Genomic DNA, 25397 nt, shown 5'->3' on the forward strand with positions numbered 1-25397 from the left:
GTGCGCGGTGGTCCGGTCGAAGCGTTCCTGGGCACGCTGGTCGGCGCGGTCGGCGGCGCGCTGTTCGTGCTGGAGGGGCTGATCCGCTGGCAGTCCACCGGTGACGGGGTGTGGATCAGGTTCCCGCTGGTCGTCCTGGTGCTCGAACTGGTCGCGGTGGCCGGGCTCATCGCCCGGTTCCGGCCCGCGCGGCTGACCGCCGTGCTGATCTACGGGCTGATCGGCCTGGTGCACTTGCTGGCCGTGCTCGCCGAAGGGCCGGTGTGGGTGCGCGTGCTGTCGGCGGTGCTCTCGGCGCTGCACGTCTTCGGCATGGTCCTGCTGAACATGAAGCCCGCGCGTGAGCACTTCGGAGGAGCCCGGTGACCAGCGCGCTCGACCCCACGATCGCCGCACGCCTCAAGCGCACCCCGGACGGCCTTGTGTGCGCGGTGGCGCAGCGCAAGGGCACCGGCGAGGTGCTGATGGTGGCGTGGATGGACGACGAGGCCCTGCACCGCACCCTCACCACCCGCCGGGCGACCTACTACTCGCGCAGCCGCCAGCAGCTGTGGGTGAAGGGCGAGACGTCCGGGCACACGCAGTACGTGCACGAGGTGCGGCTGGACTGCGACGGCGACACCGTGCTGCTGGTCGTGGACCAGGTCGGCGCGGCCTGCCACACCGGCGACCGGACGTGCTTCGACTCGACGGTCCTGTTGGGTGAAGAGCCGGTCAGCTGATGTCGCCGGTCAGGTAGCGCTGGAGGTTCGGCGCGACCGCCTTGACCATCGTCTCGACGTCCGCCGAGGCCAGCGGCTCGAACTTCACCACGTACCGGACCATGCCCATGCCGAAGATCTGGCTGGCGGCCAGCGTGGCGCGCAGTTCGGGCCGGTCCTCGGTGCCGATGCCCGCGACGACCTTCTTGAGCAGGGTGTGCACGAAGAAGTCGCGCAGCACGTCGGCGACCTGGTCGTGCGCGGTGACGCTGCGCATGAGCGCCGCGAACTGACCACCGCCGATCGGGTCCCACACGCCGAGGAACGTCCGCACGATCCGTTCGCCGGTCTGGTCCTTCGGGCCGCCCTCCAGGATGTGCGTGACCAGCGTGTTCGGGTCGATCGGGACCTGGAGGACGGCCTTGGCGAACAAGCCCTCCTTGCCGCCGAACCAGTGGTTGACCATCGCCGCGTCCACGCCCGCCCGAGCCGCGATGGACCGCACGGTCGCGCCCTCGTAGCCGCGCTCCATGAACACCTCGCGGGCGGCGGCGAGCAGCGCCGCCTTGGTGTCCTCGCCGCCGGCGCGGCGGCCGCGGCGCTTCGGTTCGGCCTGTTGCGTGCCTTCGTTCACCTGTCCATCATGAGTGGCGCGCGCAAGTTTTTCAACGTGCGCTGAATTCGATGCCGCTGGTGGGGCCGCCGGGGCGACACGGCAGAATGTCCCCATGGTGAGCGTGATCGGTGCAGGCGCGGGGCTGGGCGAGGTCAGCCCGACGCGCGAGGAGTTCCGCGAACTCGCCGCGCAGCGGCGGGTCATCCCGGTCGTGCGCCGGCTGCTCGCGGACGCGGAGACCCCCGTGGGCCTGTACCGCAAGCTGGCGGCCGACCGGCCCGGCACGTTCCTGTTCGAGTCCGCCGAGAACGGCCGCTCCTGGTCGCGCTGGTCGTTCGTGGGCGCGCGCTGCGCCGGCGCGCTGACCGCGACCGGCGGCGAGGCGTACTGGACCGGCCAGCACCCCGTGGGCCTGCCCGAGGGCGGCGACCCCCTGGTGGCGCTGCGCGAGACCATCGAGGTGCTGCGCACCGACCCGCTGCCCGGCCTGCCCCCGCTGACCGGCGGCATGGTCGGCTACATCGGCTACGACGCCGTGCGCCGGCTGGAGCGGCTGCCGTCGCTGGCCGTGGACGACCTCAAGGTCCCCGAGCTGGTCATGATGCTGGCCACCGACCTGGCCGCCCTGGACCACCACGAGGGCACGGTCACGCTCATCGCCAACGCCATCAACTGGGACGACAGCCCCGAGCGGGTGGACGCCGCCTACGACGACGCCGTGGCCCGCCTGGACCGCATGACCGAGGACCTCCAGGCCGCCGCGCCGCCCACCGTGGCCGTGTTCTCCCGACCGAAGCCGGAGTTCGTGCGTCGGCGCACGCAGCAGGAGCACTACGCGGTCGTGGAGAAGGCCAAGGAAGCCATCCGCGCGGGCGAGGCGTTCCAGGTCGTGCTGTCGCAGCGGTTCGAGATGCGCACCGACGCCGACCCGCTGGACATCTACCGCGTCCTGCGCACGTCCAACCCCAGCCCGTACATGTACCTGCTGCGGCTGGACGAATTCGACATCGTCGGGTGCAGCCCCGAGTCCCTGGTCACCGTGCGGGACGGCAAGGCCACCACGCACCCCATCGCGGGCACCCGCTGGCGGGGCGTGGACGTCGAGGAGGACGCGCTGCTGGAGAAGGACCTGCTGGCCGACCAGAAGGAGCGCGCGGAGCACCTCATGCTGGTCGACCTGGGCCGCAACGACCTGGGCCGGGTGTGCAAGCCGGGCTCGGTGACCGTGGTCGACTTCTTCAAGGTCGAGCGGTACAGCCACGTCATGCACATCGTGTCCACGGTCAGCGGCGAGCTGGCCGAGGGCAAGACGGCGTTCGACGCGGTGGCCGCGTGCTTCCCGGCGGGGACGCTGTCGGGTGCGCCCAAGCCGCGCGCGATGGAGCTGATCGAGGAGCTGGAGCCGACGCGGCGCGGCCTGTACGGCGGGGTCGTGGGCTACCTGGACTTCGCCGGCGACGCCGACACCGCGATCGCCATCCGCACGGCGCTGGTGCGGGACGGCGTGGCGTACGTGCAGGCCGGCGGCGGCATCGTGGCCGACTCCGACCCGGTCGCCGAGGACAACGAGTGCCTGAACAAGGCGGGTGCCGTGCTGTCGGCGATCGCCACGGCGGGGACCATGTCGCAGTCGGTGGACTCCGCTCGTGTCTGATCGGCGTCCACTGTGGATCGTGGTCGTCCTGCTGGTGCTGGGCGCGGTCGCGTTGTGGGGTTCCTCGGGCATGACCTGGGGCTCCACGCGGCTCAATGCCCAGGCCAGTGGTGCCGAGGTGTCGCCCGCGCTGCTGCCCACGGCCGTGCTGAGCGCCGCGGCGATCGCCGCGGTGGTGGCGCTGAGCGGGTGGGTGCGGCGGCTGGTGGGCGTCGTGCTGGTGCTCGCGGGGGTCGCGGTGGGGTTCACGGCCGTGGCCGCCGGACCGCCCGTGACCGCCCTCCTGGTGGCGTTGGCGGGCACTGTGTGCGTGGTGGGCGCCGGGGTGGTGCTGGTGCTGCGCGGCGGGGCCATGCCGCGCCTGGGCGGCGGCTACCAGACGCCCGGCGCGGCCAAGAAGTCCGCCGACCCCGAACGTGAGATGTGGAACGCCCTGGAACGCGGCGACGATCCCACGGAGCGGGACTGACCCGGCAGCAGCGCACGTTGGCGCACGTGGGCCCCGGACAGCCCCGGTCATCTGCGCGAACCCGAACACCCCGGTGGCGGGAAGCGGTTCATGCCGGGGTTAGCATCCTTCTGGCGGGAAGGGGAGCATGACGTGCGGGAGCTTGCGAGCGCGAAGGACTGGTTGACCGCCGCCGGCAGCGGCGGACCCAAGACGACGGACACGGGCGAGGTGCTCGGATGACCGTTCTCGAGTCGATCATCGAGGGCGTCCGCGAAGACCTCGCCGCGCGCGAGGCGGAACTGCCCTTCGACGTGCTGAGGGAGCGCGCGGCCAAGGTGCCCGCGCCGCTGGACGTGATGTCGATCCTGCGCTCGCCCGGCGTGGGCGTGATCGCGGAGGTGAAGCGGCGCAGCCCGTCCAAGGGGGCGCTGGCCGAGATCCCGGAGCCCGCGGAGCTGGCGGCGCAGTACGAGGCGGGCGGCGCGCGGGCGATCAGCGTGCTGACCGAGGGGCGGCGCTTCGGCGGGTCGCTGGCCGACTTCGACGCCGTGCGGGCCGCGGTGAACGTCCCCTTGCTGCGCAAGGACTTCATCGTCAGCCCCTACCAGGTGCACGAGGCGCGCCTGCACGGCGCGGACCTGGTGCTGCTGATCGTGGCCGCGCTGGAGCAGAACGCGCTGGTGTCGCTGCTGGACCGGGTCGAGTCGCTGGGCATGACCGCGCTGGTCGAGGTGCACACGGCCGAGGAAGCCGACCGGGCGCTCGAGGCGGGCGCGAGCGTCATCGGCGTCAACGCGCGGAACCTGCACACCCTGGAAGTGGACAAGGACGTCTTCGGGCGGATCGCCCCCGGGCTGCCGTTCGAGACCATCAAGATCGCCGAGTCGGGGGTCACCGGACCCGGTGACCTCATGGCGTACGCGGGCGCCGGCGCGGACGCGGTGCTCGTCGGCGAGTCGCTGGTGACCAGCGGCGACCCCAAGGTCGCCGTGAACAAGCTGGTGACGGCGGGGTCGCACCCCGCGTGTCCCCGGCCGAGCAGGTAATCACTTCGGAGGAGAGCGCATGTCGCCTGGGCAGTTGGCCCCGACCCCCCACGACCCGGACGAGCACGGCCACTGGGGGCGATGGGGTGGGCGCTACATGCCCGAGGCGCTCATCGCGGCCGTGGACGAGCTCGCCGCCTTCTACGAGAAGGCGCGGGTCGACCCGGACTTCCTGGACGAGTTCGCCCGGCTGTTGCGCGACTACGCCGGACGCCCGTCCCTGCTCACCGAGGCGAAGAAGTTCGCGGAGCACGCCGGTGGGGCTCGGGTCTTCCTCAAGCGGGAAGACCTGAACCACACCGGCTCCCACAAGATCAACAACGTGCTGGGTCAGGCGCTGCTGACCAAGCGCATGGGCAAGAAGCGCGTCATCGCCGAGACCGGCGCCGGGCAGCACGGCGTCGCGACGGCGACCGCGTGCGCCCTTATGGGCTTGGACTGCGTCATCTACATGGGCGAGGTGGACACCGAGCGGCAGGCGCTGAACGTGGCGCGGATGCGGCTGCTGGGTGCCGAGGTCATCCCCGTGAAGACGGGTTCGCGCACTCTCAAGGACGCCATCAACGAGGCGTTGCGCGACTGGGTGGCCAACGTCGACGACACGCACTACCTGCTGGGCACCGCGGCCGGGCCGCACCCGTTCCCGGTGCTGGTGCGCGACTTCCACCGCGTCATCGGCATCGAGGCGCGGGCCCAGGTGCTGGAGCAGGCCGGCCGCCTGCCCGACGTGGTCGCGGCGTGCGTGGGCGGCGGGTCCAACGCGATCGGCATCTTCCACGGGTTCATCGACGACCCGTCGGTGCGCCTGGTCGGCCTGGAGCCCGGCGGCGACGGCATCGACACCGACCGCCACGGGGCCACGCTGACCGTGGGCACGCCGGGTTCGCTGCACGGCGCGATGTCGTACGTCATGCAGGACGAGGACGGCCAGATCACCGAGGCGCACTCCATCTCGGCCGGTCTGGACTACCCGGGCGTCGGCCCGGAGCACGCGCACCTGAAGGACATCGGACGGGCGGAGTACCGGCCGGTGACCGACGTGCAGGCGATGGAGGCGTTCGCGCTGCTGTCGCGCACGGAGGGCATCATCCCGGCGATCGAGTCCTCGCACGCGCTCGCCGGCGCCCTGGAGCTGGGCCGCGAACTGGGTCCGGACGGTCTGATCGTGGTGAACCTGTCCGGCCGCGGCGACAAGGACATGGACACCGCGATCAAGTGGTTCGGACTGGGGGCTCAGTCGTGAGCGGTCTTTCTTCGGTTTTCGCGACCTGCCGCGACGAGCGCCGGGCGGCGCTGATCGGCTACCTGCCGGCGGGGTTCCCGTCGGTGGAGGGGTCGAAGGACGTGCTGCGGACGATGGTGGAGTCCGGGTGCGACATCGTGGAGGTCGGCCTGCCGTACTCCGATCCCGTGATGGACGGCCCGACCATCCAGCGGGCGTCGGAGGAGGCGTTGCGCGGCGGGTTCCGGGTGCGGGACCTGTTCGGCGTGGTCGAGTCGGTGGCTGCTCTCGGCGGTCGCGCGGTCGTGATGACGTACTGGAACCCGGTGCTGCGGTACGGCGTGGACGCTTTCGCGCGTGACCTGGCGGCGGCCGGGGGTCTGGGCCTGATCACGCCCGACCTGGTGCCCGACGAGGCGTCGGAGTGGCTGGCCGCGTCGGAGGCGCACGGTCTGGACCGGATCTTCCTGGTGGCGCCTTCGTCCACGGAGGAGCGGATCGACCTGACGGCCCGGTCGTCCAGCGGCTTCCTGTACGCCACGTCGGTGATGGGCGTGACCGGCGCGCGGGACGTCGTGTCGTCGGCGGCTCCGGCGCTGGTCAAGCGGGTGCGGGAGCACACTTCGATGCCGGTGGCCGTGGGTCTGGGCGTGCGTTCGGGCGCTCAGGCGGCGGAGTTGGCCGCGTTCGCGGACGGCGTCATCGTGGGCTCGGCTTTCGTGTCTGCGGTGGCAGAGGACCGCGTGGCCGCTTTGACCGCCGAGCTGGCCGAGGGCGTCCGCCAGGTTCCCGCTCCGGCGTAGAACACACGTTCGAGTGAACTGGCGTTCCGGGGGCCGCTGAGCCCCCGGAATTGTCGGTGGTCATCCGCAAGCTTGCTCCATGACCAAGCCGACTGCTTCCCCGACCGAACCCCACTTCGACTTCGCGCACCCGCGTGGCATGCCCGGCACCAGGTGCTCGTGGGTGAAGTCCTGTCGCCCGCCTCCCGGTTCGTCGACCTCGTGTGGAAGCGGAAGCTCTACGCCGTGCCCGGTGTGCCGTTCTCCCTGCTCGTCGATCCGACCGGCCCGGTCGCGACGGTGTTCGAACTGGAGGGCGGCGAGTACGTCGAGACAGCGCGTCGCGAAGCGGGCGTCCTGAAGCTCGAACGACCCTTCCCGGTAACAATCGAGCTGTCGCCGTAGGACGGGCCGGCGCACCCACTACGGTGGTGGCCGTGGTGACGACTTTCCTCGCGACGATCCCCAGCCCGAACCGGGGCGTGTGGCAGCTCGGGCCCATCCCCATCAGGGCTTATGCGCTGTGCATCATCCTCGGCATCATCGTGGCCATCTGGTGGGGCGAGCGCCGGTGGGTGGCCCGCGGTGGGGTGAAGGGCGAGGTCACGGACATCGCCGTGTTCGCCGTGCCGTTCGGGTTGGTCGGTGGCCGGCTCTACCACGTCGCGACGGACTGGCAGAAGTACTTCGGCGCGGGCAAGAACCCGTGGGAGGCCTTCGCGATCTGGAACGGCGGCCTGGGGATCTGGGGCGCCATCGCGCTGGGCGGTGTCGGCGCGTGGATCGCGTGCCGCCGCCGGGGCATCCCGCTGCCCGCGATGGCCGACGCGCTGGCGCCGGGCATCGTGACCGCGCAGGCCATCGGTCGGCTGGGCAACTACTTCAACCAGGAGCTCTACGGCGGTCCCACCACGCTGCCGTGGGGTCTGGAGATCTACCAGCGGGTCGACCCGGCGACCGGGTTCGAGGACGAGCTGGGTGGCGTGGCGCTGGACCACACGCCGGTCGAGATCGTGCACCCGACGTTCCTGTACGAGCTGCTGTGGAACCTGGGTGTGGCGCTCCTGATCGTGTGGGCGGACAAGAGGTTCCGGCTCGGGCACGGCCGGGTGTTCGCGCTGTACGTCGCGGGCTACACGGCGGGCCGGTTCTGGATCGAGCTGATGCGCACCGACCCGGCCACGCAGGTGTTCGGGCTGCGGATCAACGTCATCACCTCGGTCGTGGTGTTCCTGGGCGCGCTGGTCTACTTCGTGCTGGCCGCCAACCGCGGCGACCGGGAGGTCATCGTCCGCGGCGAGACGGGCGACGGGGAGATCTCCGAGACCCCCGAGTCCCCGTACGCCACCACCGACGGCAACCTCAAGCCGCACGACGACGGCACCGACGGCAACCTCAAGCCCCACGACGCCGACCCGGACTCGACCACCGACTCGGACTCGGACCCCGACCCAGACTCCGACTCCGACTCGGCGTCGGCCAAGGTCCCCGACACCAAGCCCCACGAGAAGCCGACCGAGTGAGGCGGTAGGGCCGATGCGCATCCTCGTCGTCGAAGATGACGACCGGGTGGCTCGTGGCCTGCTGACCGCCCTCAAGCACGCGGGCTACGAGGTCCACCGGGCGGCCACGGCCGCCGCCGCGCTCGCCGCACCACCGGTGGACGTGGTCCTGCTGGACCTCGGCCTCCCCGACCGCGACGGCCTGGAGGTGCTGCGCGAACTGCGCCACCGGCCGGGCACGGCGATCATCACGGTCACCGCGCGCGGCGAGGAGCGCGAACGGGTCCTGGGCTTGCGGGCGGGCGCGGACGACTACGTGGTCAAGCCGTTCGGCACCGCCGAACTGCTGGCCCGCATCGAAGCCGTCCTGCGCCGAACCCGCGCGGCCCGCGCGGCAGAGGACCACACCGACCGCCTCACGCTGGGCACGGTCGTGCTCGACCCGGCCACGCGGGAGGCGACCATCGCGGGCACCCCGGTCACCCTGACCCGCAAGGAGTTCGACCTGCTGGCGCTGCTGGTGCGGCGGGCGGGCGCGGTGGTCAGCCGGGACCTGATCGTGGACCAGGTGTGGCAGGCGCACTGGGAAGCGCCGTCACGAACGCTGGACACCCACATCGCGGCCCTGCGTGGCAAACTCGGCGACGCCCTGAAGATCGAAACCATCCGCGGCGTCGGCTACCGAGCCGCCCCCAACCCCTGACCCGACCACCGGACCCGACCACCTGACCCGCCACGGCCCGCCCCGCCACGACCAACCCCGCCCGGCCCCGCTGCCTGCCCCGCCGCCGTGCCGCTGCCTGCCCCGCCGCTGCCTGCCTGCCGCCGTGCCGCTGCCTGCCCCGCCGCGCCCGTCGTCCCAGCCCCGCACCTCAGCCCCGCACCCCAGCCCCGCACCCCAGAGCCCCCACACCCACCAGCCCGTGTGCCCCGGGTGAAGCGTGCGCCTCCGTGCGGCAGGATGGCGGCGGGAACCCCTGTGCCGAGGTGTGATGCTGCGTCGACTGCTCGTCCTGATCGTGCCGCTGCTGGTGGCGCTCGTCGCCGCCCTCGGTGTGCCGCTCGCGTTCGCCGTCGTGCAGAGCGAAGGCCAGGAGACCTACCTGGACCGGCTCGGGGACGCCAGCCGGTTCGCCTCGCTCGCCGAGAACGCGCTCGCCTCCAACCGGCGCACGGCCCTGCGTGAGGAGATGGTCCGGTACGACCAGCTCTACGGCATCGCCGCCGCCCTGGTCAGCACCGACCGCAGCATCGTCGAGAGCTCCCGCCAGCCCTTCCCCCTCTCCGACCCGGACGTCGACGCCGGCCTGAAAGCCGCGTTCAGCGGCTACCGGGGCGAGGCCGACCAATCCGTCTGGCCGTGGGAGGACAAGAACCTCGTGGTCGTCGAACCGGTCGGGCGGGACAGCGAGGTGGTCGCCGCCGTCGTCACGATCTCGCCCACCGGTGGCCTGCGGGCGGCGATCCTGCGCCAGTGGGGGTTGCTGACGCTCATCGGGCTGGTCCCGATGCTCGCCGTCATCGCCGTGGCCTGGCCGATGTCCCGCTGGGTCCTCCGCCCCATCCGCACCCTGGACGAGGCCACCGCGGCCGTCGCGGGCGGGGAGCTGGACGCGCGGGCCGACGAGGTGAACGGGCCGCCCGAGCTGCGCCGGTTGGCCGCGTCCTTCAACGCCATGGTGGACGTGGTGGGTCGGGCGCTGCGCCGGCAGCGCGCGTTCGTGTCCGACGCCTCCCACCAGCTGCGCAACCCCCTCGCGAGCCTGCGCTTGGCGGTGGACAACCTCGCACCGCACGTCACCGACGACGCCGGCCGGGAGGCGCAGCGCATCGCCGTGGACGAGGCCGAGGAGATGGGCCGCGTCCTGGACACCCTGCTCGCCGCCACCCGCCTGGACAGCGCGTCCGCCGCCGAACCGGTCGACGTCGACTCCCTGCTGGCCACCCACGTCCCCGGCTGGCGCGCGCTGGCGGGCGACATCCGCCTCGACCTCGACGTCCCGCCCGGCCTGCACGTCCTCGAACCGCCCGGCGGCCTGGGCAGCGTGCTGGACGAGCTGGTCGGCAACGCCGTCCGCCTCTCCGGCGCGTCCACCATCCGCATCCGGGGCCACCGGGCGGGCGACCACGTCGAGCTGCACGTCACCGACGACGGCGAAGGGCTGTCCGACGAGGACCGGGCGCAGGCGTTCGAACGGTTCTGGCGCGCGCCGCGCCACCAGAACATCGCGGGCACGGGCCTGGGCCTGGCCATCTGCGCCGAACTGATCGCGGGCGCGGGCGGGCGCCTCGAACTCCACCCCGCCACCCCGCACGGGCTCGACGCCGTCGTCACCCTGAAGGCGGGGGAGTCACCCCCCAAGGACGGTGTCAGCGCTTGACCGACCGGAACCAGCGCTCGGCGCCCTTGTGCAGCGGCACCTGGCCGGTCGCGATCCCGGTCCGCACGTTGATCCGCGACGCCTCCGGGTGCCCGGCCGCGATGCGCTCGGACTGCGTGTAGACCGTCCGCGTCACCACCTCGACCACGGCCGGGTCCAGCGCGGTCCGCGCGAGCAGCAGGTTGGGCACCGCGAAGGTCTGGCACGGACCCAGCGCCCCGTACGTGGTGGCCGGGATCGTGACCGGCACGTACGGGCCGGGGTAGGCCTTCGCCAGCTCGGTCGCCTCGCCGGGCAGGTCCAGCAGCCGCACCGGGAACGACCCGAGCAGCCCGGTGATCGCCGGCGTCGGGATGCCGGTCAGCGCCAGCAGCGCGTCGATCGTGCCCGCCGCGAGCCGCCGCGCGGCCTCGGCGTGGGCCATCCGCAGCGCTTCGACGCCCACGCCCAGCAGCTCGAACAGCCGGGTCGCGGTGAACTCCGTGCCGGACTCGCGGGGACCGAAGGAGACCCGCTTCCCGACCAGGTCCGCCACCCGGTAGACCGGCGCGCCGGCGGGCACGACGATCTGCAGGAAGCTGTCGTACAGCCGCCCGACGGCGCTGATCCCGTTGGGGTCGTCGGCGCTGAGCAGCGCCTGGCCCATCAGTGGGTCCAAAGAGGACAGTCCAAGGTGCACTTCGCCGGTGCCCAGCAGTCGCACGTTCTCCACAGACGCACCGGTCGGCCGCGCCACGACCCGGGTGTCCGGGAACTCGTCGGCCAACGCCTGTGCCAGCGCACCGCCGACCTCGCGGAACACGGCCCCGTCCGGCCCGGTCGCCAGCACGAGCTCGGCCGGTGCGGGCGGCCCGCCGGACGTGCACGAAGCCCACGCGGGCACCCCCGCCGCCAGAGCGGCGAGCAGCACCGATCGCCGGGACACCTGCACGGCTGAAGCCTAAGCCCCGGACCGGGAGGCCGCGCTGGGCGCGAAACGCTTGCTGTAGGAGGTGATGTCGGCGGCCTCGACGTGCTCGACGCCGTCCAGCGCGCCGATCCGGTCGGCGAGGTGGGCGTACAGGGCGTCGGCGTCCCGGCAGATGACGACCGCGATCAGGTTGTGGCTGCCGGTGATCGCGCCGAGGAACGCGGTCTCGGCGTCCCCGGCCAGGCTGGTGGCGACCGCGGACAGCCGCGCCGGGGTCACCCGGAGCCACAGCAGGCACTGCGCGGTGTACCCGAACAGCCTCGGCTCGACCTCCACGTGGAACTCCAGCAGCCCCGCGTCCCGCAGGTCGTCCAGCCGCCGCCGCACCGCCGAGTCCGACCACCCCACCTCGCGCGCCAGCTCGACGCACGCCGCCCGCCCGTCGCGGGCCAGGACGGCGAACAGCCCGCGGTCCAGGTCGGTCAACGCGGTCGGTCCCGGCGCGCCCGCGCGGGGTGACCGCAGCGCGGCGGCCTGGTCGGGGGTCAGCGCCGACGTCCGGCCGCGCCACCGGTGGTCCATGAGGTGCCGCAGCACGCGCTGTGCCGTCACGTCGACCACGTGCGGGTGCCGGCTGAGCACCGCCAGCGGGGCCGGGTCGGCTTCGGGGACGCGGAAGATGCAGAACACCTCCGTCCCGCTGGACAGCACGGTCACCCAGGCGGTGTCGGCGCGGCCGGCCAGCGCGCGGGCCAACCCGGCGGCGGCGTGCGGGCGGACGCGCAGGCGGACGACCCACTCGGCGAGACCGGCGGCACGGCCGTGCGGCGCGGCGCTCACCCGGGCCAGCCCGCGCGCCCGCAGCCGGTCGAACCGGCGGGACAGGGTGCGGTCGGACACCTCCAGCACGGCGGCGATCCGGCTGAACGGGGCCCGCCCGTCGAGTTGGAGCGCGTGCAGCAGGCGGCGGTCGAGCGGGTCCAGGGTGACCGAATCCACCTGATCAGGATAGGTCGGTGTCGGATTCCGGCGGCCCGGCCGCGCGAAGGTGACCCACACCGGAGGGCCGGCGCACGCTCGCCGGCATGAACGACATCCACGGCTTCCACCACGCCGGCCTCGTGACCCGCGACCTGGACGCGGTGGCGGACCGGTTCCAGGCGCTCGGGTTCACCCTCAGCCCCACCTCGCGCCACCTGCTCGGCGCCCGCCCCGGCGAGCCGCCCGTCCCCGGCTGCACGGCCAACCGGTGCGCCCTGTTCGGCGGCGCGTACATCGAGCTGCTGGGCATCGTCGACGAGTCCGCCCCGGACCCGTGGCGCACCAAGGAGATGGGCGAGGGCTTCCGCCTGCTGAACTTCGACACCGACGACCCCGCCGCCGTGGCCGCACGGCTGACCGACCTGGGCCTGTCGCACTCGGGCGTGCTCGACCTGGCCCGCGACGTCGACACCGCCGAGGGTGAACGCACCATCCGCGCACGGGCGGTGCACGTCGACCCGCGCAGCACGCCCGAGGGCTACCTGGGTTTCGCCCAACACCTCACCCGCGAGTACGTGCACCAACCCCGCTACCTCGACCACCCCAACGGCGCGTTCGCCCTCGACGCGGTGCTGGTCGTGGCCGCGGACGACGCGTTCGCCTCGATCGTCGAGCGGTACGCGCTGCTGCTGGGGGCCACGCCGTCGGTCGAAGGCCCGCGAACCGCGCTGCGCCTGCCGGGCGGTCGCCTGGAGGTCGTCCGGGCGTCGGACGCCGAGCGGGTCCTGCCCGGTGAGCCCGCGACGACCGGCTTCGCCGCCCTGACGATCCTCGTCGACGACCTCGCCCACGCCCGCCGCACGGTCGAGACGATCGCCGCCACCACCTCCACCCGTTCCGGTTTCCTGGTGTCCGCCCGGGACGCCTTCGGTGCCGGGATCTTCTTCGCGACCCCCTGAGGAGAGGGGTGAACGGCGTGTTACGTCAGAGGGATCTGAAGTTTCCGCCGGGTGTCTTGTCGCAGGTCGGGGCTGTGCTCAGGATCACTGACCAACCCCGCCGGCAGCGGACCCTTGGAGGACGACGTGGTCACCGCCCCCACCCGAGAGCGCAAACCGATCTACAAGCACCTGTACTTCTGGGTGCTGGTGTCGATCGTGCTCGGCGTCATCGTGGGCTACGCCTTCCCGGCGCAGGCCGCGGGCATGAAGTGGCTGGCGGACTTCTTCGTCGCCCTGGTCAAGGTCGTCATCGCGCCGACGATCTTCTGCACGGTCGTCGTCGGCATCGCCGGGCTGGGCAACCTCGCCAAGGCGGGCGGTCTGGCGCTGCGCACGATCCTGTACTTCACCGCCATGACGACGGTTGCGCTGGCGATCGGCCTGATCGTGGTCAACATCGTCGCGCCCGGCCACCACGGCCCCGCGATCCCGCTCAACGGCGACGCCGCCGCGAAGACCCTGGCCGACGCCAAGACCGCCGAGACCGGGGTCACCGGGTTCATCCTCAGCCTGGTGCCGAAGTCGTTCGTGGGCGCGTTCACCGACGGGCAGCTGATCCAGGTGCTCCTGGTGGCGGTGCTGGTGGCGATCGCGGTGGCGGGCATGGGCAAGCGCGGCGAGAAGGTCGTGTCCGCCCTGGACACCTTCGCCAAGGTCATGTTCGGCGTCATCAAGATCGTCATGTACGCGGCGCCGATCGGCGCGTTCGGCGGCATCGCCTACACGATCGGCAAGTTCGGCGGCACGATCCTGGGCAAGCTCGCCTGGCTGATGGGCTCGTTCTACGCCACCTGCCTGCTGTTCATCCTCGTGGTGCTGGGCGGTGTGGCGCTCTACGCCGGGTTCTCGATCTTCAAGTTCCTGCGTTACATCAAGGACGAGCTGCTGATCGTGCTGGGCACGTCGTCGTCGGAGTCGGTGCTGCCGCGCATGCTGGTGAAGCTGGAGGCGGCGGGCGCGGACAAGTCCGTGGTGGGCCTGACCATCCCGACCGGGTACTCGTTCAACCTCGACGGCACGTGCATCTACCTGACCATGGGCGCGATCTTCATCGCCCAGGCGACCGGGCACGACGTGGGCGTGGGCACGCAGATCGGCCTGCTGCTGTTCATGCTGCTGGCGTCCAAGGGCGCGGCGGGTGTGACGGGCGCGGGCCTGGTGACGCTGGCCGCCTCGCTGACGGCGTTCGAGGCCAACAGCGCGATCCCGGCCGTGGGCATCGCGCTGATCGTGGGCATCGACCGGTTCATGTCGGAGGCGCGGGCCATCACCAACGTCATCGGCAACGGCGTGGGCACCCTCGTGGTGGCCCGCTGGCAGGGCCAGCTCGACCGGGCGCGGCTCAAGGAAGTCCTGGACAACCCGTCCCAGGTCGACGTGGACGAGCTGCTGGACCGCCAGCACGCCGACGACCACGCGGACGACCGGGTGCCGGTGGGCGCCGGGCGCGCCTCCTGACCGCCCGCACCACCGATCACCCGCGCCCCTGACCCCCACCCGGAGCCCCTCAGCGACCCGCGCCGGCGTCGCTGAGGGGCTCTTCCTCGCAACACCGAAGCTTCGGAGTGTGTACGGGCGGTTGCAGAACGTGATGCGGCTGTCAGGGCACCCCTGACCGTCCCAAAAGCCGCCCACCTGGGTGAACTCGGCCGGCACGCGCCGTTGTCGGCAAGCTCTCACCGCTACGCGCAACGTGCGCTACTCAGCTATGCTTAACAACGCGTAACAAGGTCAGGGCCAATGTCGCTCCGCCCACCCGAATCGTTACGCGTCCATGACCGGGATCACCCGTTGGATGGTGTGTCCTGGTTTCGCGACTGTTAAAGTCGCGTCAACACGCGGGCCATCGTCGTCCCGTGCCCAGCAACCGGATTCCTAGGAACTGGACACGAGGACTCGTTCTTTCGTAGGACGACGAAGGAGGTCTGCGCAGTGATCTTCTCCGCCATCCCGTCCCCGCAGGGCCTGTACGACCCGGCCGCGGAACGTGACGCCTGTGGTGTGGCCATGGTCGCCGACATCCAGGGGCGGCGGTCGCACGGCATCGTGGTGGACGCCCTGACCGCGTTGGCGAACCTGGAGCACCGCGGCGCCGCCGGCGCCGAGCCGACCAGCGGCGACGGCGCGGGCATCCTGCTGCAACAGCCCGACGCCTTCCTCCGCGAGGTCGTCGACTTCCCGCTGCCCGAGGCCGGCCACTACGCAGCCGGCATCGCGTTCCTGCCCGCCGACGACGAGCAGCGCGCCAAGGCGCAAGCGCTTGCGGAGCGGATCGCGCAGGAAGAGGGCCTGACCGTCCTGGGCTGGCGCGACGTGCCGGTGGACCCGGACCTGGCGGACGTGGGACCGACGGCGCGGTCGGTCATGCCGCACTTCGCGATGCTGTTCGTGGCGGCCGAGACAGGCGTCGAGGGCCTCGCCCTGGACCGGCTCACCTTCGCCCTGCGCAAGCGGGTCGAGCACGAGACGCGCGCGGCGGAGGTCGGCACGTACTTCCCGTCGCTGTCCGCCCGGACGATCGTCTACAAGGGCATGCTGACCACCGGCCAGCTCCCGGCGTTCTTCCCGGACCTGCGCGACGACCGGCTGGCCACCGCCATCGCCCTGGTGCACTCGCGCTTCTCCACCAACACCTTCCCGTCGTGGCCGCTGGCGCACCCCTTCCGGTACGTGGCCCACAACGGCGAGATCAACACCGTGCGCGGCAACCGCAACCGCATGCGGGCCCGGGAAGCGCTGCTGGCCAGCGACCTCATCCCCGGCGACCTCGCGCGGCTGTTCCCGATCTGCGACCCGGACGGCTCGGACTCCGCGTCCTTCGACGAGGTGCTGGAGCTGCTGCACCTGGGTGGCCGGTCCCTTCCGCACGCGGTGCTGATGATGATCCCCGAGGCCTGGGAGAACCACGCCTCGATGGACCCGAAGCGGCGCGCGTTCTACGAGTTCCACGCGAGCCTGATGGAGCCGTGGGACGGCCCGGCGTGCGTCACCTTCACCGACGGCTCGCTGGTCGGCGCGGTCCTGGACCGCAACGGCCTGCGCCCGGCCCGCTGGTGGCAGACCGCCGACGGCCGCGTGGTGCTCGCCTCCGAGACCGGCGTTCTGGACGTGCCCGCCGACCAGGTCGTGGCCAAGGGTCGCCTCCAGCCCGGCAAGATGTTCCTGGTCGACACCGTCGAGGGCCGCCTGGTCGACGACGACGAGGTCAAGTCCCGCCTGGCCGCCGAGCTGCCCTACGACGAGTGGCTGCACGCGGGCCTGCTGGACCTGGCCGACCTCGCCGACCGCGAGCACGTGGTGCAGAGCCACGAGTCCGTGGTCCGCCGCCAGCTCACCTTCGGCTACACCGAGGAAGAGCTGCGGATCCTGCTGGCCCCGATGGCGGTCGGCGGCGCGGAGCCGCTGGGCTCGATGGGCACCGACACCCCGGTCGCCGCGCTCTCGCAGCGGTCCCGGCTGCTCTACGACTACTTCGTGCAGAACTTCGCCCAGGTCACCAACCCGCCGCTGGACGCGATCCGCGAGGAGATCGTCACGTCCGTGTCGCGGGTGATGGGTCCCGAGCAGAACCTGCTGGAGCCCGGCCCGGTCAGCTGCCGGCACATCAAGCTGGCCTACCCGGTCATCGACAACGACGAGCTGGCCAAGCTCATCCACATCAACGACGACGGCGACCTGCCCGGCTTCGCGTGCACCGTCCTCAACGGACTGTACGAAGTGGACGGTGGCGGCCCGGCGCTGGAGGCCGCGATCGAGCGGGTCCGGCGCGAGGCGTCCGAGGCGATCGCCGCCGGCGCGCGCACCCTGGTGCTGTCGGACCGCGACTCCGACCACCGCATGGCGCCGATCCCGTCGCTGCTGCTGGTCTCCGCCGTGCACCACCACCTGGTGCGCACCAAGGAGCGCCTGCGCGTCGCGCTGGTCGTGGAGACCGGTGACGCCCGCGAGGTGCACCACATCGCGGCGCTGCTGAGCTACGGCGCGGCGGCGGTCAACCCGTACCTGGCCTTCGAGACCATCGAGGACCTCATCTCCACGGGCGCGGTCACCGGCATCGAGCCGCGCAAGGCGATCCGCAACTACGTGCAGGCCCTGGTCAAGGGCACGCTGAAGATCATGTCCAAGATGGGCATCTCGACGGTCGGCGCGTACACCGCGGCGCAGGTCTTCGAGGCGGTCGGCCTGTCCGGCGAGCTGCTGGACGAGTACTTCACCGGCACGGTGTCCAAGCTCGGCGGCGCCGGGCTGGACGTGCTGGCCGAGGAGGTCGCGCTGCGCCACCGCCGCGCGTACCCGGAGAACCCGACCGACCGGGTGCACCGCCGGCTCGAGGTGGGCGGCGAGTACGCCTACCGCCGCGAGGGCGAGCTGCACCTGTTCACGCCGGAGACGGTGTTCCTGCTCCAGCACGCCACCAAGACCGGCAAGCAGGACGTCTACCGCCGCTACACCGAGGAGGTCGAGCGGCTGTCCCGCCAGGGCGGCACGCTGCGCGGCCTGTTCGAGCTGCGCACCGAGGGCCGCACGCCGGTGCCGATCGACGAGGTCGAGCCGGTGTCCTCGATCGTCAAGCGGTTCAACACCGGCGCGATGTCCTACGGCTCGATCTCGGCCGAGGCGCACGAGACGCTGGCCATCGCCATGAACCGGCTGGGCGGCCGGTCCAACAGCGGCGAGGGCGGCGAGGACCCCGAGCGCCTCTACGACCCCGAGCGGCGCAGCGCGGTCAAGCAGGTCGCGTCCGGCCGGTTCGGCGTGACCAGCGAGTACCTGGTCAACGCCACCGACATCCAGATCAAGATGGCGCAGGGCGCGAAGCCCGGCGAGGGCGGCCAGCTGCCCGGCTACAAGGTGTACCCGTGGATCGCGCGGACCCGGCACTCCACGCCGGGCGTGGGCCTGATCTCCCCGCCGCCGCACCACGACATCTACTCCATCGAGGACCTGGCCCAGCTGATCCACGACCTGAAGAACGCCAACGAGCGGGCCCGGGTCCACGTGAAGCTGGTCAGCGAGGTCGGCGTGGGCACGGTCGCGGCGGGCGTGGCCAAGGCGCACGCGGACGTCGTGCTGATCTCCGGCCACGACGGCGGCACCGGCGCGTCCCCGCTCAACTCGCTCAAGCACGCGGGCACGCCGTGGGAGATCGGCCTGGCCGAGACCCAGCAGACGCTGCTGCTCAACGGCCTGCGCGACCGCATCACCGTCCAGGTCGACGGCGCGCTGCGCACCGGCCGGGACGTCGTGGTCGCCGCCCTGCTCGGGGCCGAGGAGTTCGGCTTCGCCACCGCGCCGCTGATCGTCGCGGGCTGCGTGATGATGCGGGTCTGCCACCTGGACACCTGCCCGGTGGGCGTGGCCACGCAGAACCCGGAGCTGCGCAAGCGGTACACCGGCCAGGCCGAGCACGTGGTGAACTTCTTCGAGTTCGTCGCGCAGGAGGTCCGGGAACACCTGGCGGCACTCGGCTTCCGCACCATCGACGAGGCCGTGGGCCACGCCGAGCTGCTGCGCACCGACGACGCCGTCGAGCACTGGAAGGCGGCGGGCCTGGACCTGTCGCCGGTGTTCGAGGTGCCCGACACCCCGTACCGCACGGCCAAGCGCCGGGTCCGCGCCCAGGACCACGGCCTGGACCAGGCGCTGGACCGCACGCTCATCCAGCTCGCCGAGGCGGCGCTGGAGGACGCGCACCCGGTGCGCCTGGAACTGCCGCTGCGCAACGTCAACCGCACCGTCGGCACGCTGCTGGGCGCGGAGGTCACCCGCCGGTTCGGCGGTGACGGCCTGCCCGACGACACCATCCACGTGACCTTCACCGGGTCCGCGGGCCAGTCGCTGGGCGCGTTCCTGCCGCGCGGCATCACGCTGGAGATGGTCGGCGACGCCAACGACTACGTCGGCAAGGGCCTGTCCGGCGGCCGGATCGTGGTGCGCCCGCACCCGGACGCGCCGTTCGCCGCCGAGCAGCAGGTCATCGCGGGCAACGTCATCGGCTACGGCGCCACCGGCGGCGAGATCTTCCTGCGCGGGCGCGTCGGCGAGCGGTTCTGCGTGCGCAACTCCGGTGCGCTCGCGGTGGCCGAGGGTGTGGGCGACCACGCCTTCGAGTACATGACCGGCGGCCGGGCCGTGGTGCTCGGCCCCACGGGCCGCAACCTCGCGGCCGGCATGTCCGGCGGCATCGCCTATGTGCTGGACCTCGACCCCGCCAACGTCAACCAGGCGATGGTCGAGCTCCAGCGGCCCGGCACCGAGGACCTGCGCTGGCTGCGCGAGGTCGTCGAGAAGCACCACCAGCTGACCGGGTCGGCCGTGGCCGCGTCGCTGCTGGGCGACTGGCCCCGCCGGTCCGCTTCGTTCACCAAGGTCATGCCCGGCGACTACCAGCGCGTGCTCGAAGCGATGCGGCTCGCTCGCGCGGAGGGCAGGGACGTCGACCAGGCGATCATGGAGGCCTCCCGTGGCTGACCCGTACGGTTTCCTCAAGCACCCCCGCAAGGACGCCCCGAAGCGGCCCGCCGCCGAGCGGCTGGACGACTGGCACGAGGTGTACGCGCACGTCGAGCCGGAGGTCCGCGACCGCGAGGTGCGCACCCAGGCCACCCGGTGCATGGACTGCGGCATCCCGTTCTGCCACTCGGGCTCCGCGGGCTGCCCGCTGGGCAACCTGATCCCCGAGTGGAACGACCTGGTCCGCCGCGGCGACTGGGAGCTGGCCTCAGACCGGCTGCACGCCACCAACAACTTCCCGGAGTTCACCGGGCGGCTGTGCCCGGCGCCGTGCGAGGCGGCGTGCGTGCTGGCGATCAGCCACGACGCCGGCGGCGCGGTGACGATCAAGCGGGTCGAGGAGACCATCGCGGACGTCTCGTGGGAGCAGGGGCTCGTGCAGCCCTACCAGTCCCACGTGTCGACAGGGAAGCGCGTGGCGGTCGTCGGCTCCGGCCCCGCCGGGCTGGCGGCGGCCCAGCAGCTCACCCGCGCCGGTCACGAGGTCACCGTCTACGAGCGGGACGACCGGCTCGGCGGGCTGCTGCGCTACGGCATCCCCGAGTTCAAGATGGAGAAGAAGGTCCTGGACCGGCGGCTGGCCCAGCTGCGCCGGGAGGGCACCAAGTTCGTCACCGGCTGCGAGGTCGGCGTGGACCTGACCGTCGAGCAGCTGCGCGAGCAGTTCGACGCCGTGGTCCTGGCGGTCGGCGCGCTGCGCGGCCGGGACGACACCACGACCCCCGGTCGGGACTTGAAGGGCATCCACCTGGCGATGGAGCACCTCGTGCCCGCCAACCGCGCGTGCGAGGGCGACGGCGCCCCCGCCATCGACGCGGCCGGCAAGCACGTCGTGATCATCGGCGGCGGCGACACGGGTGCCGACTGCTACGGCACCGCCTCCCGCCAGGGCGCGGCGTCGGTGCTCCAGCTCGACCAGTACCCGCAGCCGCCGTCGCAGCGCGACGACAAGCGGTCGCCGTGGCCGGTGTGGCCGTGGATCCTGCGCACCTACCCCGCGCACGAGGAGGCGGGGGAGCGCAAGTTCGCGGTCGCGGTGGAGAAGTTCATCGGCGACGAAGACGGGCACGTCCGCCAGATCCAGCTGCGCAAGGTGCGGGTGGAGAAGGACGCCTCCGGGCGGCGGCAGGTCGTGCCGACGTCGGAGGAGGTCGAGGTGCTGCCCGCGGACCTGGTCCTGCTGGCGATCGGGTTCGAAGGCGTCGAGCACATGCCCCTGCTGGACGACCTGGGCATCCCGCTGACCACGCGCGGCACCATCTCGTGCGGGTCGGACTGGCAGACCCAGGCGCCGGGCGTCTTCGTGTGCGGCGACGCCCACCGCGGCGCGTCCCTGGTGGTGTGGGCGATCGCCGAGGGCCGTTCGGTGGCCAACGCGGTCGACAAGTTCCTCACCGGCTCGTCGGACCTGCCTTCGCCGGTCATCCCCAACCAGCTGCCGCTCGCGGTCGTGTAGCACTTCGGGGTTTGTCAGGGAGCGGTCCACACCGGACCGCTCCCTTTTTCGTGCGTAACGGAAGCACCACTTCTCCCGACGCTATCCCCATAAAGCCAGGGAGGTGTGGGCGATGACGTCCGACGCGCTGCTGTCCCGCCTGGCCGCCACGCGCGCCCGCTACGAAGGCCGTGCCGCGCAACGCAAGCACGTGCGTGCGACGGTCGAGCGCCGCGGCGTCCTGCACACCGACACCCCGCACCGCGTCACGCACCGGCTCAACCGGCTGGGCATCGACTGGCAGCTGGCCGCGGCCGTCGAGGGCGGTGCGTCGGCGCTGCGGTCGGGTCCGCGGGAACTGGACCTGGACCGGCTGCTGGGCCGCAACGGCGTGGTGGACACCGGTTTCCTGGACTGCGGCCTGGCCGCGGCGCGGGCCGTCGGGCGGGTGCGGGTGGCCGGGCGGTGCGCGACCGGGGTGCTCGTCTCGCCGGTCCTGCTGCTGACCACCAACACCGCGTTGCCGAGCGTGACCGACGCGGCACGGGCGGAGGTCGAGTTCGACGACGTGGCGACCGGGTTGTGCCCGGAGCGGTTCTTCGTGACGGACCTGGTGCTGGACTTCACCGTGGTGGCCGTGCGGGAGGGGACGTTGCCGCCGCACCTGCGCCTGGTGGAGCACGAGGGCAAGGCGATCCTGGGGGAGCGGCTGACGTCGGTGCGGTTCCCGGCGGACGGGCCGAAGCAGTTCGGGTTGCGCGAACACGTGCTCGTGGACGTGCTGGACAACTACGTGCACTACGAGCCCGGGTCGGAGGTGTCCGGCGGTCCGATCTTCAACGACCAGTGGGAGGTCGTCGCGCTGCACCACTCGGGCGTGGCGTCCGGCAGCGCGTGGACCGCGGGGGAGGGCGTGCGGATCAGCCGGGTGCTCCGGTCCCTGCGGGAACGCCCGCTCACCGGCGAGGCGGCACACCTGCGTGCCCAGGTCTTCGACACGGCCGGTCCGGTGGTGCCCGAGGCCGACTCGGAGCTCCGCGCGGCCCTGGTCAACCTCGACATCGGCCGCACCCGCGTCTACTACGACCCGGTCGCGGACCGGAACGCCCGCGACCGCTACTACGCGGGAGTCCGCCCGACCCGCGAGGCCCTGCACCAGCTGCTGACCACCACCCACGTCCGCCGCCCGGCGTACCGCCCGTGCCGGATGCTGTACCCGTGGGTGGACCTGCACCCGGACCTGAAGCTGCGGAGCCTGCACTCGGGCGCGGCCCTGGACCCGGCCGAGCTGATCCGGGCGGACGTCGAGTCGGAGGCGGCCCGGTCGAGGCGCTTCCGCGACCTGGCGGCGGCGGGCTTACCCGACCCGGGGACGCTGCTGGCGGAGTTCGACGTCCTGGAGCAGGCGTTGCCGTTCAACTGCGAGCACGCCGTGCCCCAGACGTCGTTCGACCGGCGGGAACCCATGCGGGGCGACCTGCACCACCAGTTCACCCGCGAGGTCGGCGACACCCCGGACGACCCGTGGGACCGCTCCGGCCCGGTGGCGAGGGCGGTCCTGTACTTCCTGGTGCGCTACCCCGGGGTGGTGGACGACGCCCTGGTGCCGGACTTGATCATGTGCCACGAACGCGACCCGGTGACCGACCACGAGCAGCACCGGAACGCGGCGATCGCCGAGATCCAGGGCAACCGCAACCCGTTCATCGACCATCCCGGCTGGGCCCTGGACATCTGACCCACCTCACCGCCGCACCCGCCCGCCGCCGCACCTGCCACACCGCCGGCCACGCGCCCCACCACCGCGCCTGCCGCGCCCGCCCGACCCGCTCGCCGCGCCGCGCCCGCCTGCCACTCGCGCCTGCCTGCCACTCGCGCCTGCCGCCGCCCGCCGCTGCCCGCCGCCCCGGCTCACGTGCCGCGCCCGCTGCCCGTGCGCCACTCGCCGCGCCGCCCGCTCGCGGAGCCGCGCCCGTGCCCTCGCCGTGGCTGCCCCGCCGATCCCCTTGGGCCTAGGGTGGCCGGTGGTCGTCGTCGGGGGCGTGGGGTGGCCGAGGTGGGGGCTCGGGGTCGGGCCTGCCGTTGTGCCGCGCTCCTTGTTTACGGGACGCTCGAGCCCGGCTTTGGTCGCAGATCCTGCATGTCACACGATCGGGTGGTCCGCTGCGCAACCCCCGGCCGGCTAGTCCACCGGCCGCACGGACCGGATGTGCCCGACCAGGAACTCCCGCTGCTCCCCGTGCGGACCGTTCGCCGTCAGGTTGCCGGCCGCGTGGTCCACGGGCGTGATGACGTGCCGGATGGTGGTGCGCGGCCCGTCGGCCACCGCGATCTCCACCGACGTCCTCGTCACCAGCGCCTCCGCCAGCAGCACGACCTCCGAGTCCGGCAGCACCAGCGACTGGTCGCGCAGCAACCGCGCGGTGGTCAACCGCTTCGACTCCACCCTCGGCGGCATGAGCCGGGGCCGGGGCCGCTCGCGCTCCAGCAGGGCCACCGCGAGTTTGCCCAGCTCCTGGTCGGTCAGCGACGCCCGCCACCGCCGCCACGCCGGGACCTTCCGCGGCGGCGGCTCGACGCGGCGGCGCGGGGTGCGGTCGACGACGCCCTCGGCGGTCGGGGCGTAGCCGGCGGCGCGGAGCAGGGCCAGGGTCTCGTCCGCCGGTTTCGCCGACGCCAGCACGGTCGGGCCCAACAACTGCAACGACAGCGGGGTCAACGAGCGGTGCCCGGCGATCTCGGTCAACAGCTCCGGGTCGTCGGCCCGCACGCAGCTCGCCACCGCCGTCACGCTGATCCGCCCGTGCCGCCGCGCCACCTCCCGCACCAACCGCTCGACCGGCTGCGGCACGCCGTGCTCCGCGATCGACGCCAACCGGGCCAGCAGGCGGTCGGGGGTGTGGCCCGCGTCCAAGGCCCGCCGCACGCTCGAACCGGTGAACCGCCACCCACCCTCGGCGGCCTCGGCGGCCAGGTCCAGCACCGAGGACACCTCGTCGTCGGGCAACCCGCCGACCACCGCGGTCAGGTCCGGGCGCAGCAACGCCGTGGTCACGGCGGGGGGCACGAACCGGTCCGCCACCTCCGACTCCCGCCCGGCCAGCACCGCCCGACCCAACGCGGTCACAGCCCCCAAGGCCACCAGACCGATGGCCTCGGCCTCGACCAGAGCGGCCTCCGTCACCACGGCGCTGTGGAACGCGGGCCGGGTCCACGCCAGCTCGGCCACCACCTCGTGCCGGTGCTCGAACGCCTCGTCCTCGCCCAGCCGCGCGTACTGCTCCAGCACCCCGCGCCGCGTGACGTCACCGCACGACAACGGGTCCGCCAGCGCCGGCCGGGACTTCCCCGGCTGCCACACCATCCGCGGCCACGCCTTCGCCAGCACCGCCAGGCGGTCCGAGGGCGGTGCGCCGCGCCACGCGTCGGACCGGGTCGTCGGCACCACCCGCCGGTCGCAGTCCGCCGCCGCCAGCAACCTCGCCTCGACGGCCAGCTCCAGCCACAGCCGGGTCCGCGCCTCGTCGGCCCGCAACAACGCCGAGATCCGCCGCAGCTCCCGCACCCCGACCCCGCCGCGCGCGCTGACCACCTCGCCGTCGCACAGGTCCACCAGCCGGGTCACCCCGTCCACAGTGGACGTGGCGAACGCGGTCGCGGCCCGGTCGGCGAACACCCGGTTCTGCACCACCCGCCGGGGCGTGCGCGGCGCGGGCGTGATGCGGCGGGGCGGTTCCAGGGCGGTCGGGCGCAGGTTCGGGGCCACGCACAGCAGGTCACCCACCGGCCACACCAGCGCCCGCGCCCGCAACTCCGCCAGGGCCCGCTTCAACTCCGCCCGCCCGGCCTTCCCGTTGCACCGCAGGCTCTCCGCGAGGACATCCACGCCAACCTCGCCCGCACCCGCGCCGACCGAACCCGCAGCGGTGCTCAACGCGAGCACGGCGTCCAGGACGTCCCGGCACCCCCGGTCCAGGCCCTCCACCGCCAGGCGCAGCGACGACGCCGTCGACAGCTCGTCGGCCAGTGCGCGCAGCGACCGCGGCCGGGTGTCCGCCGCGTCCCGGCGCAGCGCGAGGACGTCCTTCAGACCCGGTGCGTCGAGTTCGCGCAGCCAACCGGCCAACGCCGATTTCCTACCCACTCAGCCGATTATGCACATAACGTCATCGGTCCGTGATTGTCCGCGATAGGGCGTTCGA

20 protein-coding genes are annotated in these 25397 nt (G+C 72.6%); 16 read left to right on the forward strand and 4 right to left on the reverse strand.

Going from position 1 to position 25397, the window contains the following annotated elements; translation table 11 throughout:
• Both DFJ66_RS32545 and hisI read left to right on the forward strand, forming a co-directional pair.
• On the forward strand, positions 1-366 hold the full coding sequence (locus DFJ66_RS32545) for a hypothetical protein (RefSeq protein WP_121226925.1): 366 nt from the start codon (positions 1-3) through the stop codon (positions 364-366).
• Positions 363-722, forward strand: coding sequence for a phosphoribosyl-AMP cyclohydrolase (gene hisI / locus DFJ66_RS32550; protein ID WP_121226927.1), 360 nt, complete (start codon positions 363-365; stop codon positions 720-722). Before DFJ66_RS32545 ends, hisI begins: the two co-directional genes overlap by 4 nt.
• On the opposite strand, the gene DFJ66_RS32555 is transcribed toward hisI, so the two are convergent.
• Positions 715-1335, reverse strand: coding sequence for a TetR/AcrR family transcriptional regulator (locus DFJ66_RS32555; RefSeq protein ID WP_246029988.1), 621 nt, complete (start codon positions 1333-1335; stop codon positions 715-717). The two genes, hisI and DFJ66_RS32555, sit on opposite strands and share 8 nt — an antisense overlap.
• A 94-nt stretch (positions 1336-1429) precedes the next feature.
• Between DFJ66_RS32555 and DFJ66_RS32560 the strand changes: the two genes are divergently transcribed.
• The 9 genes from DFJ66_RS32560 to DFJ66_RS32600 all read left to right on the forward strand — a co-directional run bounded on the left by DFJ66_RS32560 (position 1430) and on the right by DFJ66_RS32600 (position 10355).
• Positions 1430-2971: an anthranilate synthase component I gene (locus DFJ66_RS32560; protein WP_121226931.1), complete on the forward strand. Its 1542-nt coding sequence runs from the start codon at positions 1430-1432 to the stop codon at positions 2969-2971.
• Positions 2964-3440 (forward strand): Trp biosynthesis-associated membrane protein, encoded by a 477-nt coding sequence (locus DFJ66_RS32565; protein WP_170199791.1) that lies wholly within the window; start codon positions 2964-2966, stop codon positions 3438-3440. Before DFJ66_RS32560 ends, DFJ66_RS32565 begins: the two co-directional genes overlap by 8 nt.
• A 218-nt stretch (positions 3441-3658) precedes the next feature.
• Positions 3659-4468, forward strand: a complete 810-nt coding sequence (gene trpC, locus DFJ66_RS32570; protein WP_121226935.1) for an indole-3-glycerol phosphate synthase TrpC — start codon at positions 3659-3661, stop codon at positions 4466-4468.
• A 19-nt stretch (positions 4469-4487) separates the two neighbouring features.
• A complete protein-coding gene (trpB, locus tag DFJ66_RS32575) occupies positions 4488-5711 on the forward strand; it encodes a tryptophan synthase subunit beta (RefSeq protein ID WP_121226938.1) in 1224 nt (407 codons plus the stop codon).
• Positions 5708-6493 carry a tryptophan synthase subunit alpha gene (trpA, locus tag DFJ66_RS32580; RefSeq protein WP_121226940.1) on the forward strand — a complete coding sequence of 262 codons (786 nt, stop codon included), beginning with the start codon at positions 5708-5710 and terminating at the stop codon, positions 6491-6493. Before trpB ends, trpA begins: the two co-directional genes overlap by 4 nt.
• A gap of 159 nt (positions 6494-6652) precedes the next feature.
• Entirely contained in the window at positions 6653-6877 is a 225-nt protein-coding gene (locus DFJ66_RS43090) for a Uma2 family endonuclease (RefSeq protein WP_170199794.1), read from the forward strand.
• Between the two features lie 35 nt (positions 6878-6912).
• Positions 6913-7995 (forward strand): prolipoprotein diacylglyceryl transferase, encoded by a 1083-nt coding sequence (gene lgt, locus DFJ66_RS32590; protein ID WP_121232064.1) that lies wholly within the window; start codon positions 6913-6915, stop codon positions 7993-7995.
• A 13-nt stretch (positions 7996-8008) separates the two neighbouring features.
• Positions 8009-8677 (forward strand): response regulator transcription factor, encoded by a 669-nt coding sequence (locus tag DFJ66_RS32595; protein ID WP_121226944.1) that lies wholly within the window; start codon positions 8009-8011, stop codon positions 8675-8677.
• Between the two features lie 289 nt (positions 8678-8966).
• Positions 8967-10355: a sensor histidine kinase gene (locus tag DFJ66_RS32600; RefSeq protein ID WP_121226946.1), complete on the forward strand. Its 1389-nt coding sequence runs from the start codon at positions 8967-8969 to the stop codon at positions 10353-10355.
• On the opposite strand, the gene DFJ66_RS32605 is transcribed toward DFJ66_RS32600, so the two are convergent.
• Both DFJ66_RS32605 and DFJ66_RS32610 read right to left on the reverse strand, forming a co-directional pair.
• Positions 10345-11286 carry a TAXI family TRAP transporter solute-binding subunit gene (locus DFJ66_RS32605; RefSeq protein ID WP_246029989.1) on the reverse strand — a complete coding sequence of 314 codons (942 nt, stop codon included), beginning with the start codon at positions 11284-11286 and terminating at the stop codon, positions 10345-10347. The genes DFJ66_RS32600 and DFJ66_RS32605 overlap by 11 nt on opposite strands.
• A 9-nt stretch (positions 11287-11295) precedes the next feature.
• The gene (locus tag DFJ66_RS32610; protein WP_121226948.1) at positions 11296-12264 is read right to left on the reverse strand and encodes an Lrp/AsnC family transcriptional regulator; all 969 of its coding nucleotides are present in this window, start codon (positions 12262-12264) and stop codon (positions 11296-11298) included.
• An 86-nt stretch (positions 12265-12350) separates the two neighbouring features.
• On the opposite strand from DFJ66_RS32610, the gene DFJ66_RS32615 reads away from it, so the two are divergent.
• The 5 genes from DFJ66_RS32615 (at position 12351) to DFJ66_RS32635 (ending at position 22933) form a co-directional block, all read left to right on the forward strand.
• On the forward strand, positions 12351-13205 hold the full coding sequence (locus DFJ66_RS32615; RefSeq protein ID WP_121226950.1) for a VOC family protein: 855 nt from the start codon (positions 12351-12353) through the stop codon (positions 13203-13205).
• A 126-nt stretch (positions 13206-13331) separates the two neighbouring features.
• Positions 13332-14705 carry a C4-dicarboxylate transporter DctA gene (dctA, locus tag DFJ66_RS32620; RefSeq protein WP_121232068.1) on the forward strand — a complete coding sequence of 458 codons (1374 nt, stop codon included), beginning with the start codon at positions 13332-13334 and terminating at the stop codon, positions 14703-14705.
• Positions 14706-15179: 474 nt separating this feature from the next.
• Positions 15180-19718 (forward strand): glutamate synthase large subunit, encoded by a 4539-nt coding sequence (gltB, locus tag DFJ66_RS32625; RefSeq protein ID WP_121226952.1) that lies wholly within the window; start codon positions 15180-15182, stop codon positions 19716-19718.
• A complete protein-coding gene (locus DFJ66_RS32630; protein ID WP_121226954.1) occupies positions 19711-21216 on the forward strand; it encodes a glutamate synthase subunit beta in 1506 nt (501 codons plus the stop codon). Before gltB ends, DFJ66_RS32630 begins: the two co-directional genes overlap by 8 nt.
• Before the next feature lie 112 nt (positions 21217-21328).
• Positions 21329-22933 (forward strand): endonuclease, encoded by a 1605-nt coding sequence (locus DFJ66_RS32635; RefSeq protein WP_121226956.1) that lies wholly within the window; start codon positions 21329-21331, stop codon positions 22931-22933.
• Between the two features lie 444 nt (positions 22934-23377).
• Here DFJ66_RS32635 and DFJ66_RS32645 read toward each other — a convergent pair whose 3' ends face one another.
• Positions 23378-25339 (reverse strand): helicase-associated domain-containing protein, encoded by a 1962-nt coding sequence (locus DFJ66_RS32645; RefSeq protein WP_147459417.1) that lies wholly within the window; start codon positions 25337-25339, stop codon positions 23378-23380.
• Positions 25340-25397: the final 58 nt, after the last annotated feature.

The organism is Saccharothrix variisporea (assembly GCF_003634995.1).
GTDB lineage: Bacteria > Actinomycetota > Actinomycetes > Mycobacteriales > Pseudonocardiaceae > Actinosynnema > Actinosynnema variisporeum.

What these genes read in the sequence shown, in the direction of transcription:
- DFJ66_RS32560 (WP_121226931.1), top strand. Translation starts at nt 1,430, where the DNA reads ATGGTGAGCGTGATCGGTGCAGGCGCGGGGCTGGGCGAGGTCAGCCCG.
- trpC (WP_121226935.1), top strand. Translation starts at nt 3,659, where the DNA reads ATGACCGTTCTCGAGTCGATCATCGAGGGCGTCCGCGAAGACCTCGCC.
- trpB (WP_121226938.1), top strand. Translation starts at nt 4,488, where the DNA reads ATGTCGCCTGGGCAGTTGGCCCCGACCCCCCACGACCCGGACGAGCAC.
- DFJ66_RS32595 (WP_121226944.1), top strand. Translation starts at nt 8,009, where the DNA reads ATGCGCATCCTCGTCGTCGAAGATGACGACCGGGTGGCTCGTGGCCTG.
- DFJ66_RS32600 (WP_121226946.1), top strand. Translation starts at nt 8,967, where the DNA reads ATGCTGCGTCGACTGCTCGTCCTGATCGTGCCGCTGCTGGTGGCGCTC.
- DFJ66_RS32615 (WP_121226950.1), top strand. Translation starts at nt 12,351, where the DNA reads ATGAACGACATCCACGGCTTCCACCACGCCGGCCTCGTGACCCGCGAC.
- DFJ66_RS32635 (WP_121226956.1), top strand. Translation starts at nt 21,329, where the DNA reads ATGACGTCCGACGCGCTGCTGTCCCGCCTGGCCGCCACGCGCGCCCGC.